Origin of the sequence: Sulfurovum sp. NBC37-1 (genome assembly GCF_000010345.1) — a bacterium.
Lineage (GTDB): Bacteria > Campylobacterota > Campylobacteria > Campylobacterales > Sulfurovaceae > Sulfurovum.
On the sequence record NC_009663.1, the window covers coordinates 2,336,469 to 2,354,542 of the forward strand.

Below are 18,074 nucleotides of genomic sequence, written 5' to 3' on the forward strand. Positions count from 1 at the left end.
GGAACATGTTGGTTTTTACCGGAATAATTGTGAGCTGGTGCCGTCAGGGGACGGTCACCCTACGCGGGGACAAGACTGTGTTCAATCGGGCAGATTATACCTTAAACCCCATACTCTTCGCTCCGTCGAAACTGCTGCCAAGCTCTTTTTCTATCTCTTCGAGGAAGTCCCGGTTGGAAAAGACACTTTCTTCTCTGACGGCGACTTTGTAGGCAGTGTTTCGGATGACAAGGTTGATCTGTCCGCCGGTGAGTTCGTATTTTGCCAGTGCTTCGACATCGAAATCTTCCGCATAGTCCGCTTTTTCGGGGAGCATGAACTGCCAGAGTCTCAGGCGCTGTTTTTTACCGGGTTTTTTGAACTCTATCTTGTAGTTGAAGCGTCTCGAGAAAGCTTTATCGATATTCCCGAGAAGGTTCGTGGTCGCAATGAGGATACCTTCGAACTTCTCTATCTGCTCGAGGAAGATGTTCTGCATCTGGTTGTGCATCTTATCTGCCGAAGAGCCTGCCCCTTCGCTTCGGGAACTAAGGAACTGGTCGGCTTCGTTGAGCAGCAGTATGGGATCGACCTTTGCTTTTTTACTCAACTCCTTGAAGTCGTCGAAGATACGCCTGACATTCTTTTCACTCTCCCCCACATACATGGAAAGGATCTTCGAACAGTCAAAAGAGAGAATGGGACGTTTGAGGGTCTTTGCCAAACTCATCGCTGTCATCGTTTTCCCCGTACCTGCTGCACCGTAGAAAATGATGCGCGCATCGATGCCTTTTCGCTTGTCTTTGATACCCCACTCTTTGAGTTTCTTGAAAACCTCTTTGTCAACCTGTTTGACAACATTGTTCAGAGTCTCTCTTGTTTTGGGGTGAAGCACGACATCATCGAGCGTCGTGGCAGGCTTGAGATATTCGAAAAGCTCCTGTTCCTGCACCAGCGCATCGAGCTTGAGTTTGGTGACCTTCTTTTTTTTCTTGGGATGAATGATCCGCTGCATCACTTCTTCCTGCAGATAGAAAGAACGGCTCACACCACCGAACATATTGAGTATCTCTTCATAGTCGATGATATCTTCGGTAATGAGCTTTGCTCCATCTTCAAGCAGGGCACGGTTCTTGATCTTCTCGTATTCGTCGAAGGAGATCAGTTCTATAAGCGTGTTCATGTCTCTGAACTGTCCTTCTCCTCCGCTGTATTCCTCTTTCAGGAGGGCGAGGAAGATGCGCTGTTCCTTTTCATCGAGTCCTTTCTCCTTGAAGAACTCTTCCACCACGATAGGCGTTTCAGTAATCTTCACGCGTTCCTGTATACGTGTTGTCAAGAGTGTCAACTTGTTCTTCAATCGGCCGATGCTCAGGGAGTTATCCGCAAAGCCCTGTTTGAAGGTTGCGATCTTGTGCAGCAGGGCCACCATGTCGAACTGGTCCTGAAGATACTCCAGATGGTCGGTGTAGGGCTTGATCTCGGGAAGATAGATCTCCAGAGAGCCCTCTTCGAGGAGACGCAGAAGGGAGATGCTCGGCGTTACGGAGGTGTTGAGTATCTCTATCTGTGATGTTTCATGCGCTTTGACCTGACCGAAACTCATCTGAATGAACCAGCCCAGATCGAGCAGATTCTTGACCAGTCCAAGTTGGTTCAGGTAGGCGTGGCCTTTGTCCGGAAAGTTGTCCTGCAGAAGTTCGAGCACAGGCACTTCTTCTATGCCTTTGACATAACGGCGGCAGACATACTGCACCAGTTCCGCCTCTGTTTTCGTACATTTCAAATGTGTATAGATCGAGGTTTTTTCTACCTCTTTTGCTTCAATAAAATCAATAAGATATTTCAATCATTTTCCTATAGTTTTCTTTAAGTATAACAAATCTTTGATATACTCTTACTAATCAAGTTTTCAAAGGAAGAACCATGTCAAGAATTCTAATGACCCTTTTGGCGCTCTCAGCCTTTGCCTCGGCAGAGATAACGATGATCAAAGACCCGAAGACCAACCTGATGTGGGAAGACACCCCGCATGTCAGAGAAACCAAGATCACACAGCCCCGCGCAAAGGAGTATTGCAGCGAACTCCAACTGGGGGGATACAGTGACTGGCGACTTCCAACGATACACGAACTGCTTACGATCGTAGATTATAACCGTGTTTCTCCGGCCATTCCCAAAGCATTCTCCTATATTGAAGATGAATCCTTTTACTGGACGAGTACCCGTGTGGCAGACGAGGACGATGCCTTCTGGGGCGTGAACTTCAAACGCGGTGCCAGCTCCAAAGCTTCTGAGTATTATGACCGCTATGTACGCTGTGTAAGGGATATTAAGTAAGCTATGTCCCTTTTTGACAGGTTTTTTCCCAAAAGTCAGAGCAGTATACTGCACATTACCTCCCAAAACGGATTTCATCTCCGTCCTGCAGCACGTTTTGCGGCAGAAGCCAAAAAATTCAATGCTTCTATCGAAGCTGAAACACGGGGAAAAAGTGTCAATGCAAAACAGGTCAATGCCCTTCTTTCGCTCAACCTTGAACAGGGTGACCATTTTGAATTGACCTGCAAGGGAAAAGATGCCAAAGAAGCCATCGAACAGCTCGAAGCATTCTTTCATATCTTGATGGAAGATGACAGAGAGAATGAAAGTATAAAAAAAGAAGAGACCGCGTATGAAAGCCCTGTCATAGATGCAGAGATCATTTCAAGAGGTGTAGTCATCGCGCCTGCCTTCAGGTACAAGGAGGAGACGGTCAAAAAAGAGTGTGATCTAAACTTTTCTGAAGCCCTTGCAAAAAGCCTTGAAGAGCTCGAAACACTTTTTGAAACACATAAAGCAAATGAAGATGCCGCCATCTATCTTGCGCAAAAAGAACTTTTAAGCGCCATTGCGAAAGATGTCGATTCCCTCGAAGAGTTCGAACTGACCATCGAAGAGGAGTCCGCCCGTCTGGTCGGGAGCAAAATGGCAGCAAAGATCACCGACTACAAAGATATCCTGCAGCGCATGCGGAAACAGATGGGCATAGAGACAGAAATGATCCTGCCTGAAACTCCCTCTATTCTTTTGGCTGAAGAACTTCTCCCCAGCCAGATAGAGCGGCTCAAAGAGAGTAACGCTGAAGGGGTGGTGCTCAAGGAGACGACACTGACCTCCCATACGGCTATTCTGCTTCGGGGAAGCGGTATTCCCTCCCTCATTGCCGATTACAGTCCTCTTAAAGAGGGAAGCGGGATCATCATGGATGCCAACAGCGGGCTCATCGTCATGGAGCCGACAACCAAAGATATTCAGAAAGCGAAAGAACGTCAAAAGGATGATCAGGCACAGAAAGATATTGCTTCACAGAAACGTTTTGAAAAGGCATTAACACGTACCCAGAAACAGATCAGAGTCTTTGCCAATGTGATAGACGCCGTTTCTGCAAAAATTGCAAAAGAAGAAGGCGCCGAAGGAATCGGTCTGCTGCGTACCGAGTTTCTCTTCAAAGAGAAGCAGCCTACACTCGAAGAACAGGCCGATGCCTACAGGGAGATATTTGAACTCTTTGACGAGATCACGGTACGTACCCTCGATGTGGGAGGGGACAAAAAACTGCCCTACCTTAGCCTTCCCCACGAAGAGAACCCTTTTCTTGGCATCAGGGGGATCCGGCTTTACAAGACGCATCCGCAGCTGATGGAAGAACAGCTCCATGCGATCTTCCTTGCCGCCAACGGGCGCCCACTCAAAGTGATGTTTCCCATGGTCAGCACCGTCGAAGAGTTTATGGAAGCAAAAGAATTTGCTCTGCAGACAGCAAAGAAGCATAATATTGATGTTTCTGCCATACACTTTGGCATCATGGTCGAAGTCCCTTCCGTACTCTTCCTGATCAAAGAATTCAACAAAGTCGTAGATTTTTATTCCATCGGGAGCAATGACCTGACCCAGTATCTCTTCGCCATGGAGAGAACCCATCCCTCGCTCAAGGTGGACGAACACTCTCCCGTTGTCTATGATGCTATCAGGACCGTTGTCAAGCAGGCGGACAAGCCGGTCAGTATCTGCGGAGAGCTTGCCGCCGAGCCCGAAGCCATCGGAAAGCTGCTGAAGATCGGCATCGAGACACTGAGCGTATCACCAAAAAGCATTGCAGCGACCAAGGAGGAGATCAGACATGTTTAGTCTTTTGCAAAAGATCGGTAAGGCGCTAATGACCCCTATCGCGGTACTGCCTGTTGCGGCACTGCTGCTTCGCCTGGGATTTGGCGATATTTTTGACGGGCAGGCAGCCCTTGTCATGAAGAGTGCCGGAGAGACGGTCTTTGCCAACCTCGATCTGCTATTCGGTATCGGTATCGCCTACGGCTTGGCAAAGAACAACGACGGCGCCGCCGCACTCTCGGGTGCCATCGGTGTACTCATCGCCAAAGCGGTTTACAGCAGTATTGACAGTAATGTCAACATGGGTGTCTTCGTGGGCATCATCATCGGTGTGATCGCAGGGGTGCTTTACAACCGATACCACGACATCAAGCTACCTGAATTCCTCGGCTTTTTCGGAGGAAAACGTTTCGTTCCCATCATTACATCCATTGCTGCGATAGCGGTGGGAGTGCTGGCTGGATACTTCTGGCCCTATGTACAAAATGCCATCGATGCTTTTTCGAACATGATCATAGGACTTCAGGAATTCGGTACATTCCTTTACGGAGTACTGAACCGTCTGCTCATCCCTCTGGGACTGCACCACATCCTCAACTCCGTCTTCTGGTTTCAGCTTGGGGACTTCACTTACATGAAGGATGGCGTGGAAGTGGTTGCCAACGGTGACCTACACCGCTTCTTTGCGGGAGATCCGTCTGCCGGGGTCTATATGTCAGGCTTCTATGTGGTCATGATGTTCGGCCTGCCAGCCCTGGCCTATGCGATCTACCTCAACACACCTAAAACGTACCGTGCCAAAGCCGCTGCTATTCTTGCCGGTGTAGCATTCACCTCATTTCTTACCGGTATCACCGAACCCCTGGAATTTCTTTTCCTCTTTGTCGCACCGCCACTTTTCCTCCTGCATGCCATACTCACCGGCCTGGCACTGGCAACGGCACAGCTTCTGAACATTCATGCCGGCTTCGGTTTTTCGGCAGGCTTCATCGACTATATAATTAATTACAAACTGGGTAAAAACGTATGGATGATCCTGCCTTTGGGTACGGTCTTTGCCATCATTTACTTTACTGCAAGCTACTATCTGATCAGGACTATGAAACTAAAGATACTCGAAACTGAACTCTCTGAAAGTGGTGAAACAGAGGGAAGTAGTACCTCAACGGAAGCGGAAGCATTCATTTCCGCCCTGGGAGGGAAAGAGAATATCCTGAATACGGACGCCTGCATCACACGTCTGCGCATGAGTGTGAATGACAGTTCCGATCTCAAAGATGAAGATTTTACAGTACTAGGAGCTAAAGGAGTGATCCGTCCGGACAAAAAATCCATACAGATCGTTCTGGGGACAAAAGCAGAGAAAATAGCTGAGGAGATAAGGGAATCACTGTAGCCATAAAATATGCCAAACTTTCCCTCTGCCTATATATAGGGTAATAATAAAGTAATTGTATTCTTTTATAATTCACAAGTTCAGAGAGTGAATTTTCTGACAAATTATTATAAAGGATAAACTATGCAAAACCTTATGACAAGTATCGCACTTATAGCGATACTGACACTCCCTTTCAGTATTCTATTTTCTGTAATCATATGGACATTATCATCCGGACATTCCTGGCATAAATAAAATGTTCATAAGAATCTTACTGAGGTAATACTAAAGTAATAGTATTCACATATAATTTTACTGTATCACATAGTTGATACAGTTTTTCAAAAGGAGACATCAAGTACATATATCCCTTTTTTTACTTAGCCTAACTTTTTTGTTTTTAGCATCTTCGGCTTTCTGCCGAAGGTAAGTTTTATTTCACAGTTCATAACTTTCATTCCAATCAAAATATCCTTATATTATCATTACATCATCTCTTGGATCTACATTACATCAATTTAACACAGGAGAGGTAATAAAGAGGTAATTTTCTTTTTCTATACTTCGTTCATCCGGATAGCAATTATCCGGTGTAATTTACCAAAAGGATAGCTCATGAAAAAACTCCTCATGATAATCGCTGCCATAGCGATGACCAGTCTCTTTGTACAGGCAAACGAGACGACAAGCACAGAAGCAGCAAATGCCGATGCAACCAAGCAGGTAACAGAAAGTGTATCTGCCCAACACGATACAGATACTGCTGCCACAGAGCAAGCAGAGAAAACAGTAGACGAAAAAACTACTGAAAAACATTAATATTCAAAATATAATGCCATAACTTCATAAACTCCTTCTTCTTCCGGCGTTTGCCGGAAGTATCCAGTATACTCTTAATTATAATGTATTTTAATCATATTTATATTTTTATTGTATAATTAAAGCAATCAAAAAGGCAACAAAAAGAAAGAGAGTATTGTATCCTATGTGGAAGATCTTGATATTTCTATTTTTATTTTTATTGAGCGGATGTTCTATAAACAGCCTTACTATGTGGGGCGAGTTGGACAAAGTTCATGTTGTCAAGTCTACACCTTATGTCAAACACTACAGAGCCTATTTTCAAAGAACAGACCTGCATACAATCCAAAAGAGTAAAAAATATCTCTTTTTTTACAATAAACACACAAAAGACCTGGCGATCCTTCTGCATCCGACATACAAATATGTACTGTACAGTTTTTCCCATCCCAACCTTGTTATCAAAATCAATTCTGATCGCAAACATGGGTACCGTCACATGCTGAAAATACTCAAACGTAAAGGATACAGGGTAATTTCCCCCCATAGTGTAGGGTACACGACCCACATTGCTTTACGGCGTTATAAAAAAGTCAAAACTATTTTGGTTGAAGTAAAAGATTATCAACATTTACAAAGTTTATACAAAAAAGCCATAAGAACCTACAATGCAAAAGGAATCAAACATATCCAAACAAGACTACCCAAGGTCCTGATAGATTCTTATTATACGAAATATAAAGCGCAAGCTACTACATGGGAGCAATCAGAACAAGTGGAGATCATTGCATCGAAACTGCGTTTAAATGAACCTATCCCAGAAAAAGAAGAGATATCCCAGAAAAAAGAGGTAGAAGCCAAAATAACAACTGATATCGAAGAAAACAATACAGAACAGCTCTATACTTATTATTTAAAAAATGCCTCCTATTATGAATTGAACAATTTTCTCTCTTCTTCAGAGGCAAGAAGTACATTCAGTACTACGCAATACAACAATTTAAAAATCAGGAACCAGAGACTGGAAGAAAAAAACCTTTTGGAAAACGGATCACTCGAAGAGCTGATTACTACATACAAAAAAGACAAAAGTCCCATATACAAACAAAAGATTATGCAGCGCATCAAAGAGATACAGCAAAACGAATAAAAGGGCTGTATGCCAAATATTCCGTAAAGTCTTAGATGAAATTCTTTCCTGATCTGTAGATGATTTTCTTTGACCTATTCTCTTATCAATTTATCTAAATCCAATATAATTATGGTTCCCTGCCCTTCTTCACTTTTTACTTTTATGGATATATTCAGTTCATTACAAAGTTTTTTTACGATATGTAAACCGATACCGATGCCTCTGTCCTGTTCTTTATAATATCTTTCAAAAATTTTATAAGGATTTTTAATTCCTTTTCCTGTATCTTCAATATGGAGCATTGTATTCTCTACATAAACAAATACTCTCCCATCACGCTTGTTATATTTGCCGGCATTGCTCAGTAAATTATCAAGGATACGGGTCATGGCATCTCTATTGGTCTGAAGCAGTGTTTTTTCCAGAGAAAGTTGATACACAATGTCGGGATAGAGAATTTTAAAATACTTTATGCGTTTTTCCAGCAGTTCTTTCAAATTAAATATTTCTGTCTGCACCGGAATTCCCTTCAGAAATATTTGTAAATTATTCTGTAGGGACAAAATGGTTTCTATATTGTTTTCAAGTCGTTCAATTTTACGATTTTCCCCTATCTCTTTTTTAAACAGTTTAAAATTAATACGCATGGAGCTAATAGGTGTATTGAAGTCATGCAGGATATCTTTCACAAACTCTTCATTCATACGCAGTGCTTTGCGAAGAGGCATAAGTGCATATAATGAAAATAAAAAAGAGACAAAAAGTACAAAAAGTGAATAAAGAAAAAATTTGTTATAAATATTGTATTTAACTTTTGCAATACGTGATAGATATTGCTTCTTCGGATAAATAACCTGCATGAGATATTTTTCTACTGTCGGTATTTTGAAATAGCTGTAAAAGTCCCCATATTTGTTATAAAGTATATTTTCCTCTTTGTCCTTTTCTTTCTCCACGAAATCCGTTTGCAAACCATCACATTGAACCTTGTAGGCACAAAGCTTCATTTCGATTTGTATTTTTTCTTTTAATTCTGTTTTTTTATCCTGAAACTCATGCCAAAAATTAATGACAAGCAATACTTCCAAAAGAATGAAAAAAATAAAAAAACTTTTGAGAAATGATTCTAGCTCATATGCTTTCAATCATATACCCTTGGCCTCTGATATTGCGTATATTTATATCCAGCTTGTTTTTCAGTTTGGCGATATTCACCCTCAATGCATTTGCATTGGGCTGTTCCAAAAAATCCATCAGTATAAAACTGTCGACTACTTTATCCTGTTGGGTGATCAAAGCATGAAAGATATTGAGCTGCACCTCACCGAGACTAATGAGTTCAGAAGCTTTTTTTACCGTTTTACTGGCGAGATCATAGGATATCTCATCATAATGTATTGCCATATCTTTTTGATTGTATTTACTTTTGATACGTACAATAAGTTCTTCAGGATCAAAAGGTTTTTTAATATAGTCTTCCGCTCCAATCTCAAATCCTTTTGAAATTGAATTAATATCGGTCAAAGCGGTAATATAGATCGCAGGGGTTTCATCACCTGCTTCTTTTAAAGAGGAAAGTACATCAAACCCATCAATATCGGGTACATTGACATCCAAAATATACAAATCATAGTTTTTTTCAAATGTTAGATCAAATACCTCCGGCCCCCTATGGGCGGTATCAACACTGTATCCTTCAAGCTCCAAAAAATCTTTTAATGAGGCACACAGTATTTTGTCATCTTCCAATAATAATATTTTCATCATTATTAAGTATATACAACAAGTATTAACATAATATTAGTTCACTACTATTTCTTTTTCTTCGGGCTTTTCAATACAATAAAAAAAACGACAAGAATTACGGCATAAACAATATAGCTGATAACCTCATTATTATTTTGCGGCATTATATCACTTCCATAATGGCATCACCGGTGATGACCACATTGGTATTTTTGTCAATAGCCTCATACTTGCTCTCATCTGTGATCAGAATAGGAGTTACGATATCTTTGGCATGCGCTTTGATGTAATTGAGATCTGCTTTAATAATGGGGTCTCCCGCTTTGACCTCATCTCCCTCCTGTGCCAGGCGTTCAAAGCCTTCTCCCTTGAGGGCTACCGTCTCCAAACCTATATGCACCATCACTTCCAGGTCCTGATCACTCTTGACAGAATAGGCATGGTTGGTTGAAAATATTTTTGTGACCACTCCGTCAATGGGTGCGGTAAAGACTTCTCCGACAGGGAGAATGGCAAGACCATCTCCTGCCATCCTCTGTGAAAACACTTCATCATCAACACTTTCCAGCGTCAACAGCTGTCCATCTACAGGGGAAAACACATCTCTTCTTTTGCGTTTAAAAAAACCGAACATACTTATCCTTTATATTTCACTTCACCGTTTACGATTGTTGTTATGATACTGAAATCTTCATCAAAGATGACCATATCTGCATCATAACCGCTTTTGAGTTCGCCTTTTTTCAGACCAAGTTTCTCTCCCGGGACCTTTGTTACGGCATTGACCGCTTCGATCAGTGTCATCCCTGCTGCCTCAGTCATATGTTTTAAGGCATCATTCATCTTCAGAACCGAACCCGCAAGCGTACCGTCATCCAACGTGGCCTTTCCCTCTTCCACTGTTACCCTTCTCCCGCCAAGGTCGTAAATACCGTTTTTCATACAACCTGCACGCATGGCATCAGTAATCAGTATCAGCCGCTCACCTTTGACCCGGTGTACAAGTTTTAGTACAGAAGGGTGGGTATGCACCAGGTCTGCAATGATATCGCAGCTGATATCCGAGTCGAACACGGCACCCACGATGCCCGGCTTTCTATGGTGGTAAGGGTTCATCGCATTAAACAGATGCGTGGCATGGGAGATCCCCCAGTCAAAACTCTCTTTGCTCTGCTCAAAAGTGGCTTCACTGTGTCCGATACTCAATACTATATGAGGGTAGTGTTTCGAGAGATACTTGATGAATGATTCCGCTTCCGGCATCTCCGGGGCAATAGTGATCATCCTGATCTGATCCAGATAGGGCTCAATGAGTTCAATGCTGGGTTCACGGATATACTGTCTGTCCTGTGCACCATGTTTTTCAGGGTTGAGAAAAGGCCCTTCAAGATGTATTCCAAGTATCTTCGCTCCCTCCATTGTTTCAGCATGCTCTTTAACATTTCGTAAAGCCTTGTCAATAGCTTTCTCGGACATGGTCATCGTAGTCGCCAGGAAAGATGTGGTACCTGTACGAAGCAGGATCGAAGAAATGGTCTGCAGCGCTTCAGGTGTGGAGTCCATCACATCCGCACCGCCTGAGCCGTGTATGTGAATGTCAATAAAACCGGGGCTGACATACGCTCCCCCAGCATCGATGATCTCGACACATTCTGCCGGGGTCTCATCGGAGAGAGATATGATCTTATCGTCAAAGAGCAACTGTTTTCCCTCCACGATCCGATCATCTACAATGAGTTTTGCATTGATAATGGTTTTCATTGATTACATCTCATCTCTGAGCTTGTCCTTCAAAACACGTTTCAGTACTTTACCCGTTGCATTCTTGGGCAGTTCATCGATCACATGGATCTGCTTGGGAAGTTTAAAGTTTGCCAGATTTTCCCGCATATGCTTTTTCAAAGAAGCCTCATCACAAGACTCGACATCTTCTTCAAGCTCAAGATAGGCTACCGGTATCTCACCGCTTTTTTCGTCTCTCACACCGATAACAGCTGAAGCTGCGACACCTTCAAAAGCGTCTATGACCTCTTCGATCTCTCTTGGGTAGATATTGATACCTTTAGATATGATAAGGTCTTTTTTCCTGTCCACGAGGAAAAGGAACCCCTCATCATCGAGATAACCCATATCGCCTGTCAACAGCCAGCCGTTGACAATAGTCTCCCTTGTCGCTTCGGGGCGGTTTAGATAGCCCTGCATGACATGGTCTCCCCTGACGATGATATCGCCTATCTCCCCAGTAGGAAGTTCATTCATATCTTCATCTACGATCTTGATCTCGTAGTCATGGGCTGCTGTACCTACAGAACCTGCCTTCTGTTTCTCAAAAGTGTTGACACAGACGACAGGACTCGCTTCGCTCAGCCCGTACCCTTCGAGCAGCTTGGCACGTTTGAACTTTTTTGCCATGGCATTGAGCGTTTTGGGCTGCAAAGGGGCCGCTCCGGAGATGAATGCCCGGATATTATTGAACCAGATGAAGTACCAGGGAAGTTTCGCTTTGGCAAGTGCATTATATACGGAAGGAATTCCGAAAAAAAGTGTTACCCGTTTTGTCAATGTTTGCTTGAAAATGTTACTAAACGGTTGAAGCGATTTGATGATCACAATACTTCCTCCTGCATACAGGGGAAGGATCACACCGACCGTAAAGGTAAAGGCATGGAACATCGGTAAAAAGACGATTATCCTATCTTTGGGTGTCACCTTGATAAGTTTTCTGGCAAACTCAATATTTGACAGGAGATTTTTGTTGCTGAGCATCGCCCCTTTGGGCTTGCCTGTCGTACCGGAAGTGTAGATAAGGACAGCCGTATCGTCCAACTTTCTGGCGATATGCCTTGTGCTATCTGTTGTGGACAGCGCTTCCGAAAAAGTGAAATTTCTCTCATCTTTTCTGGGGCTTTCGCCTTCCCAGAGAATAAACCGGCACTGTACCGGTCCGTTGGACCTGTTGACAACACTCTCATGCACCGTAGACGCCACAAGCACCGTACTCTCACTGTCCTTGAGGATATAGCTGAGTTCATCCTCCTTGAGGAAGGTGTTGACAGGTACTACGATGGCACCTATTTTGGAAATGGCAAATACAGTATAGATGAATTCCGGCGAGTTGCGCAGAAAAAGTGCAACCTTGTCCCCCTCCTCAATACCTTTGTCGGCAAAAAAGGCGGCAAGTTTGTCTACGTTCTCCAGCACTTCCCCATAGGTGATCTTCTCATCACCGTCAAAAAGCGCGACTTTTCGTTTACGCTTTTGTACCTGGGCCGAGAGGAATTCATAGAAATTACTGTATGCGTAGTCCATCTTAGAACTCGTAGGCTACGCCCAGTGTTGTCAGATATGCTCCTCCACCTGTAAATCCGCCACCATTGGATAATACCCGGTTCTCTGCAACTCCTGGAGTCAAAGAACGTGCATCTTTACCGTCATACAGGAATGCAGCACCCCACGAAAGAGCATCTGTCTGCTGATAGCGGAATCCCATTGAAAAGATCTTTGCATCAGAGTCCGGCAATTCAAAGCCTATTGTTTTGTCAGGTACCGGTGTTTCATCAACCGCAAAGCCCATCATAAGTGTAATTTTATCCAATGCGATGGTAGCACCTATTCTGAATGTATTGGTGTCTTCCCAGTCCTTGTCAATCGGTGTATTGAAAGCCCCATCCAATATAGGGTTTGCGATAATACTGCCATAATTAAAATCCAATGTCTTATATTTGGACCAATAGGTTCTCTCATATACTGCCTCAAGCGTAAAAGTATTGTTCCATGTTTTTGAAACGGCGATATTCAGTGCAGCAGGAAGCGGCACGGTAACATCTGCGTCATACTGTTTGCCTACCCCACCGAAATAGAGATTTGCCTGGCCTTCTTCTTTCAGGTCGATATTGGACCGGTAGGTAACAGCAAGGTTAATGTCACTTGTCGGTTTGTATAGCAGTGCAAGGTTATACCCGAATTCTACGGTATCACCTTCCATTTCCCGTTTAATGGGAGCACCTGCAGCCGCACCATCACTGTCAACCACTCCTTCACTATAGACGAGGCGGACACCTCCACCGATACTGAAATCATCAGTCACCTTGTAGGAAACAGAAGGGTTCAGTTCTATGATCTTAAGCGTAAACTCTTCGGCATACAACTTTTGATAAGGCGTGTTCCAGCGTTTGGTAAGTCCTCCTGGTGCAGTAAGACTCACACCCCATCTGAAATCTCCTATAGCATTAGCCACATAATGGGCATTGGGGATCCAGATATTCTCTTCTTCCGATTCGCCGCTGTATGGTGGCATCAGCGTATATACATTCGAAGGAAGATTGGCAAGGGTTATACCACCCTCCACATACTGCTTGTCTGCCATGAAACTCATAGCTGCGGGGTTGTAATAGTTCGTATCCGCACCTGAAGTATGGGCTACATAGGCAGCTCCGAGTGCCATAGAATTGAGTGACTGCTCGGGAATTTTATATCCGGCTGCCATCAAAAGTCCGCTTGTAATTACACTTAATGCTATTATTTTTTTCATTTTCATTCTCCTAATATCCTATTGTTGTATGTCTTGCTTCTGCAAACATATGTGCTGCTACACCATACGCTACCGGTCCACATTCGAAATGATTATATCTCAGTGCTGTTGTCGGATCTTTCGTAACGGCAATTTCAACCGGTACAATACTTACATCTGCCGCACCATAGGCATTCATTGTTGCTTCTGCAAGTTTTGCCATAGGGAATGGCACCACATTGTCACCCAGACAGTGAACCAGTCTTACAGGTGTTTGTGGTCCCCAGTCATTTACATTGTTCTCAAGTGTTGCTTTTCTTAACCAATTGTCAGGGTTTATAAGAAAATCATATCTGAAATCCGAATTGATCAATCCATCAGTTGCATTTGGTAACTGTGGATCTATCTCAGGGCGCGCCTGTGATCCGTCAAACAAAGTTTTAACTTCAGAATCATAGGGTTCGTTAAAAACTGATGACAAGTCTTGATTGTAAGAGAGTGTATAAGCATAGGCTACGTATGCAACATATGAGGGAATAGGCAATACATCTTGACTTAATTGACCCATCGCTGTTTGATTCATATCATAGGGTCCTGCCATCGGTGCAGCAAGTGTTACCTGAAGCTCACCGTCCTGTTCAATCTTTTCGAGTGTTGCAAGTGCATCATATCCACCCTCGCTGTATCCTGTAATGAAAAGTTGCCCGTTCAGTGGAATGTCATTAGCCTGTGCAAATGCTTTGGCAGCCTTAATAAAATCAACAGTTGCATTTGCCGCTGACTTTTTCATAAGAAAAGGATGGTAATGATCAACCGAATCCCCAAAGCCTATGTAATCCGGTTGCAGCGTTACAAAAGCATACAATGATGTAAGAATCACCGAAGCTCCTGCTGGTGCACTTGTTGTAGAAGCTACAACTGTTGGTGCATCCGCATTTGCCATGATGGTATCATGATCATCACTGACCACAGAAAAACCTGCTTGTTTCATTGCCTCAGGTACCTCTGTAGGAATGACCAACAGTCCGGAAACTTTCACGCTGTCCCCATGTTCATCTGTAGTCGTATAGGGGATTTTATAAGCTTTATATCCATATACTGTAGTCGACTCATCTATACCTGGCATTCCTGCTTCAATAAGACTTGTTTTGATACTGTTTCCGTCCAGATCTACAACAACCTCACCGCCTTGAACCACCGCATTGTCAGGTTGGTGCAGATCGCTTCCGCATCCTACAAACCAAAATAGCGACAGAGCTAGTAACACTTTTGAAATTTGACTTTTCATTCTTTTCTCTCCTTCTTTTTATGTCCATCCTATGCTGAACTTGATTCAAGATCCCTTGTGATCCTGAATCAAGTCCAGGATGACGTTATTACTTTTTCACCAAAGCGTACAGCGCTTTGATCTCCTCGGGCCAGAGCGATTCATCGATAGTTTCCAGGATGAGCGGTATGTCATCCATACGCGGATCGTTCATGATGAAACAGAAAGCATCCCAGCCTATCTCTCCCTGTCCCAGAGAGGCATGTCTGTCCACCCTGGAGCCCAGTTTTGGTTTGGAATCGTTGATATGCATTCCCATCAGATACTCAAACCCGACGATACGCTCGAAGGCATCCATCGTTTCGTCATACGCTTCCCTGGTACGCAGGTCGTAGCCTGCGGTAAAGGTGTGGCAGGTGTCGAGACAGACGCCTACCCTGCTTTTGTCTTCCACTTTCTCTATGAGGTGTGCGAGATGTTCGAACTTATACCCGAGGTTGGTTCCCTGTCCTGCCGTGTTCTCAATGACAAGTTTCACATCGGAACCTTTGGTCGCTTCGATGGCAAGGTTCATCGACTCGGCGATAACGTCAAGGCAGTGCAGTTCGGCTTCCATCAGTTTTTCATGATACTCCGGATCTTTCTTGGGGATCTTCACAAGGTGTGAACCCGGATGGAAATTGAGCTTGTCCAGTCCAAGCTGATTGCAGCGTTCAAGTTCATCGATGAATGCAGCCCTTGATTTTTCCAGCTTTTCCTCTTCGGGATGTCCGAGATTGATCAGGTAGGAGTCATGCGGCAGTACGTGTTTGGGCAAAATGCCTGCGGTCTCCAGATTTTTCTTGAAAGCTTCTATGGTCTTCTCTTCCAGGGGTTTAGCAACCCACTGTCTCTGGTTCTTTGCAAATACGGCAAAAGCTTTGGCGCCGATGGCCATGGCATTGAGCGGCGCATTGTCCACTCCTCCGCTTGCACTGACATGCGCTCCTACGAACTTCATTGTTTGATCACCTTGATGAGAATTTCATTTATTGTATCACGGAAGACAATTTCATTATTTAAAACGCTGTATTCTATGTTATATTTGCCGGGATTTTTGATCTTTTGTGTAAAGCCGTTACTTTTTGTGCTCATATTCGCACCGTTAAATACCGCTTTGCCCCTGAAGATATTTTCTATTGTGTCAGCCGGATAGTCACTGCTAAGTACCTGTGTATTGAAGGTACTTTTGGGCATACACTGCAGTCGGCTCATGCAGACGGAATCTTTGGATATATTCAGAGTCATCAGAGCCTGGCCGCTGCCGTATATCTCCGCTTTGAGCTCATCGCTGTTCTCATAGATAAATCCCATGTCTGCATATTTGAACGCGGGTGTTTTTAGTACGATATAGGCGCTGTTCTGCTTTGTGTATGTAGGTTCTGCGCATCCCCACAGTCCCCATAGGAGCAGAACTGCCAAAAAATATTTCAGATATTGCATTGAAATTCCTGTTTTTTAGTAAATTGTATACAGCTTAAGAGTGATTTAAGCGGTCAATCTATATAATGTCGTCCACAAGTTGTGAATGGCCCCTTCGTCTAGCGGTTAGGATCCATGGTTTTCATCCATGTTACAGGAGTTCGAGTCTCCTAGGGGTCACCATTTATATCTTGTAAACATTATTTTGTTGGCCCCTTCGTCTAGCGGTTAGGATCCATGGTTTTCATCCATGTTACAGGAGTTCGAGTCTCCTAGGGGTCACCAACTTAACTTTCCCAAACACAAATCAAAAATCCATTATACCGATACAAACTTATTGATCATGACGAAACGTATCGTCAGTTCTACTGTCCTACTGCATGGTCAAGCTGCGCCATAGCGATAAAATAGTCATAATAGGAATTCACCAGCTCGGAAAGCGAACGGATGTAGCCCTGCTGTGCTTCCTGCAGTTCCACGAAATCGGAGAGTTCGTTCTCGTAGCGTTTTTGTGCCTGCCTGAGTTTCTTTTGGCTTGCCAGCGCGATACTCTCAGAGAGCTTTACGTTCTCTTTTGCGCGCCTGATGGCGATATAGCTCTCTGTCACCTGGTTTCTGACCGCCAGTTTGACACTCTGTACCTGCGTGGCTGCCTTGAGGACCCCTACCTTTGCCTCTTCCACCTGCGCATCGGTCTGATAGCCGGAAAAGAGGTTCCAGTTCATCTGCACTGCGACCTTCCCCTGGTCGGTCGGCATCAGTGCGGTCACCTCATCATCCGCATGCTGTTTGGTATAGTCGGCGCCAACAGAAATGGTCGGGTAGTAGTCCCCCTCCAGACTCTTGACATGTGCTTTGGCCCCCTGCACATAATGCTTCGAACTTTCCAGCACATAACGGTGTTCATAGGCATACTGCTCGAAATAGGATAGAGAACTCCGTACCTGCGGCAGCTTGCTGCTCAGATGCGGCAAAGGGAGCTTGCGTGCATAAAGCACATAGTCGCCGTTATAGGGGACAAAACCTATCTCGGCTTCCAGCTGGGCGCGCTGTATCTCGAGCTGGTACCTTGCATTTTTGAGGTCCAGCCTCGCCTGCTCCAAGCGTACCTCGGCATCGGTCACGTCTATAATGGTCTTGATCCCGGAGGCCAGATAGCGTCTGGCACGATTGAGCTGCTGCTTTTGCAGCGAGACATTCTTTTTCTGCACTTCAATGATGCTTTTGGTCTTGAGAATGTCATAATAGATCTTTTTGACATAATAGATCTTGTCCGAAATGGTCTGCTGCATCTGTGCCTCGAGTGCCAGGACCTCTTCACGGCTGCTGCCGACCAGACCGGAAGTCTTTCCGAAATCATAAAGCAGCTGAGAAGCGCCCAGCGTACCGCTGAGCAGGTTGATGTTTTCCACCGACTGCTGTGTGAACTTCGTACGCTGCTTGCCGCCCGTTCCGCTCAGGTTCACATTCGGCAGATAGAACCCTTCTGCACCTTTGGCACGCTGTTGTGCTGCCTTGAAATCAAGACGGCTGCTGTCGATGTCAGGACTGTGTTCGATAGCCATTTTAACCAGGTCATCCACATACAGCGTAGCTGTTCCCGCTTTAAGGATACCCGTAAGCAGCAGTGCTGCCAGCCAGTAGCGCATAC

Annotated in this window: 16 protein-coding genes and 2 tRNA genes; 7 read left to right on the top strand and 11 right to left on the bottom strand. The window is 44.2% G+C overall.

Going from position 1 to position 18,074, the window contains the following annotated elements; genetic code table 11:
* Nucleotides 1-94 precede the first annotated feature (94 nt).
* Nucleotides 95-1,828 (bottom strand): ATP-binding protein, encoded by a 1,734-nt coding sequence (locus tag SUN_RS11595; RefSeq protein ID WP_012084014.1) that lies wholly within the window; start codon nt 1,826-1,828, stop codon nt 95-97.
* Between the two features lie 77 nt (nt 1,829-1,905).
* On the opposite strand from SUN_RS11595, the gene SUN_RS13195 reads away from it, so the two are divergent.
* The 5 genes from SUN_RS13195 to SUN_RS11620 all read left to right on the top strand — a co-directional run bounded on the left by SUN_RS13195 (nt 1,906) and on the right by SUN_RS11620 (nt 7,457).
* Complete coding sequence (locus SUN_RS13195) at nt 1,906-2,319, top strand: DUF1566 domain-containing protein (protein WP_012084015.1); 414 nt, start codon at nt 1,906-1,908, stop codon at nt 2,317-2,319.
* A 3-nt stretch (nt 2,320-2,322) separates the two neighbouring features.
* Nucleotides 2,323-4,149, top strand: a complete 1,827-nt coding sequence (locus SUN_RS11605; protein WP_012084016.1) for an HPr family phosphocarrier protein — start codon at nt 2,323-2,325, stop codon at nt 4,147-4,149.
* Complete coding sequence (locus SUN_RS11610; protein WP_012084017.1) at nt 4,142-5,524, top strand: PTS transporter subunit EIIC; 1,383 nt, start codon at nt 4,142-4,144, stop codon at nt 5,522-5,524. Before SUN_RS11605 ends, SUN_RS11610 begins: the two co-directional genes overlap by 8 nt.
* Before the next feature lie 597 nt (nt 5,525-6,121).
* Nucleotides 6,122-6,325, top strand: coding sequence for a hypothetical protein (locus SUN_RS11615; protein WP_012084018.1), 204 nt, complete (start codon nt 6,122-6,124; stop codon nt 6,323-6,325).
* A gap of 232 nt (nt 6,326-6,557) precedes the next feature.
* Nucleotides 6,558-7,457 carry a hypothetical protein gene (locus SUN_RS11620; protein WP_041672774.1) on the top strand — a complete coding sequence of 300 codons (900 nt, stop codon included), beginning with the start codon at nt 6,558-6,560 and terminating at the stop codon, nt 7,455-7,457.
* Nucleotides 7,458-7,531: 74 nt separating this feature from the next.
* On the opposite strand, the gene SUN_RS11625 is transcribed toward SUN_RS11620, so the two are convergent.
* The 9 genes from SUN_RS11625 to SUN_RS11665 all read right to left on the bottom strand — a co-directional run bounded on the left by SUN_RS11625 (nt 7,532) and on the right by SUN_RS11665 (nt 16,444).
* Nucleotides 7,532-8,584, bottom strand: a complete 1,053-nt coding sequence (locus tag SUN_RS11625; protein WP_012084020.1) for a sensor histidine kinase — start codon at nt 8,582-8,584, stop codon at nt 7,532-7,534.
* The gene (locus tag SUN_RS11630; protein WP_232501336.1) at nt 8,571-9,206 is read right to left on the bottom strand and encodes a response regulator transcription factor; all 636 of its coding nucleotides are present in this window, start codon (nt 9,204-9,206) and stop codon (nt 8,571-8,573) included. The genes SUN_RS11625 and SUN_RS11630 overlap by 14 nt, the downstream gene beginning before the upstream one ends.
* 142 nt (nt 9,207-9,348) lie before the next feature.
* On the bottom strand, nt 9,349-9,819 hold the full coding sequence (locus SUN_RS11635; RefSeq protein WP_012084022.1) for a PTS sugar transporter subunit IIA: 471 nt from the start codon (nt 9,817-9,819) through the stop codon (nt 9,349-9,351).
* Between the two features lie 2 nt (nt 9,820-9,821).
* Complete coding sequence (gene nagA / locus SUN_RS11640; RefSeq protein WP_012084023.1) at nt 9,822-10,946, bottom strand: N-acetylglucosamine-6-phosphate deacetylase; 1,125 nt, start codon at nt 10,944-10,946, stop codon at nt 9,822-9,824.
* Between the two features lie 3 nt (nt 10,947-10,949).
* Entirely contained in the window at nt 10,950-12,494 is a 1,545-nt protein-coding gene (locus SUN_RS11645) for a fatty acid--CoA ligase (RefSeq protein WP_012084024.1), read from the bottom strand.
* Between the two features lies 1 nt (nt 12,495).
* Nucleotides 12,496-13,716 carry an OmpP1/FadL family transporter gene (locus SUN_RS11650; protein WP_012084025.1) on the bottom strand — a complete coding sequence of 407 codons (1,221 nt, stop codon included), beginning with the start codon at nt 13,714-13,716 and terminating at the stop codon, nt 12,496-12,498.
* Nucleotides 13,717-13,726: 10 nt separating this feature from the next.
* Nucleotides 13,727-14,983: a lipase family protein gene (locus tag SUN_RS11655; protein WP_012084026.1), complete on the bottom strand. Its 1,257-nt coding sequence runs from the start codon at nt 14,981-14,983 to the stop codon at nt 13,727-13,729.
* Nucleotides 14,984-15,071: 88 nt separating this feature from the next.
* Nucleotides 15,072-15,962: a deoxyribonuclease IV gene (nfo, locus tag SUN_RS11660; protein ID WP_012084027.1), complete on the bottom strand. Its 891-nt coding sequence runs from the start codon at nt 15,960-15,962 to the stop codon at nt 15,072-15,074.
* Complete coding sequence (locus SUN_RS11665) at nt 15,959-16,444, bottom strand: hypothetical protein (protein WP_012084028.1); 486 nt, start codon at nt 16,442-16,444, stop codon at nt 15,959-15,961. The genes nfo and SUN_RS11665 overlap by 4 nt, the downstream gene beginning before the upstream one ends.
* Before the next feature lie 87 nt (nt 16,445-16,531).
* On the opposite strand from SUN_RS11665, the gene SUN_RS11670 reads away from it, so the two are divergent.
* Nucleotides 16,532-16,606 (top strand) — tRNA-Glu (locus SUN_RS11670).
* 27 nt (nt 16,607-16,633) lie between these two features.
* Nucleotides 16,634-16,708 (top strand) — tRNA-Glu (locus SUN_RS11675).
* Nucleotides 16,709-16,788: 80 nt separating this feature from the next.
* On the opposite strand, the gene SUN_RS11680 is transcribed toward SUN_RS11675, so the two are convergent.
* A complete protein-coding gene (locus tag SUN_RS11680; protein WP_232501364.1) occupies nt 16,789-18,072 on the bottom strand; it encodes a TolC family protein in 1,284 nt (427 codons plus the stop codon).
* Nucleotides 18,073-18,074: the final 2 nt, after the last annotated feature.

Coding starts and splice junctions, on each gene's coding strand:
- SUN_RS11615 (WP_012084018.1), top strand. CDS start 6,122: ATGAAAAAACTCCTCATGATAATCGCTGCCATAGCGATGACCAGTCTC.
- SUN_RS11635 (WP_012084022.1), bottom strand. CDS start 9,819: ATGTTCGGTTTTTTTAAACGCAAAAGAAGAGATGTGTTTTCCCCTGTA.
- nfo (WP_012084027.1), bottom strand. CDS start 15,962: ATGAAGTTCGTAGGAGCGCATGTCAGTGCAAGCGGAGGAGTGGACAAT.
- SUN_RS11650 (WP_012084025.1), bottom strand. CDS start 13,716: ATGAAAAAAATAATAGCATTAAGTGTAATTACAAGCGGACTTTTGATG.
- SUN_RS13195 (WP_012084015.1), top strand. CDS start 1,906: ATGTCAAGAATTCTAATGACCCTTTTGGCGCTCTCAGCCTTTGCCTCG.
- SUN_RS11645 (WP_012084024.1), bottom strand. CDS start 12,494: ATGGACTACGCATACAGTAATTTCTATGAATTCCTCTCGGCCCAGGTA.
- SUN_RS11610 (WP_012084017.1), top strand. CDS start 4,142: ATGTTTAGTCTTTTGCAAAAGATCGGTAAGGCGCTAATGACCCCTATC.
- SUN_RS11630 (WP_232501336.1), bottom strand. CDS start 9,206: ATGATGAAAATATTATTATTGGAAGATGACAAAATACTGTGTGCCTCA.
- nagA (WP_012084023.1), bottom strand. CDS start 10,946: ATGAAAACCATTATCAATGCAAAACTCATTGTAGATGATCGGATCGTG.
- SUN_RS11655 (WP_012084026.1), bottom strand. CDS start 14,983: ATGAAAAGTCAAATTTCAAAAGTGTTACTAGCTCTGTCGCTATTTTGG.
- SUN_RS11665 (WP_012084028.1), bottom strand. CDS start 16,444: ATGCAATATCTGAAATATTTTTTGGCAGTTCTGCTCCTATGGGGACTG.
- SUN_RS11620 (WP_041672774.1), top strand. CDS start 6,558: ATGTGGGGCGAGTTGGACAAAGTTCATGTTGTCAAGTCTACACCTTAT.
- SUN_RS11605 (WP_012084016.1), top strand. CDS start 2,323: ATGTCCCTTTTTGACAGGTTTTTTCCCAAAAGTCAGAGCAGTATACTG.
- SUN_RS11680 (WP_232501364.1), bottom strand. CDS start 18,072: ATGCGCTACTGGCTGGCAGCACTGCTGCTTACGGGTATCCTTAAAGCG.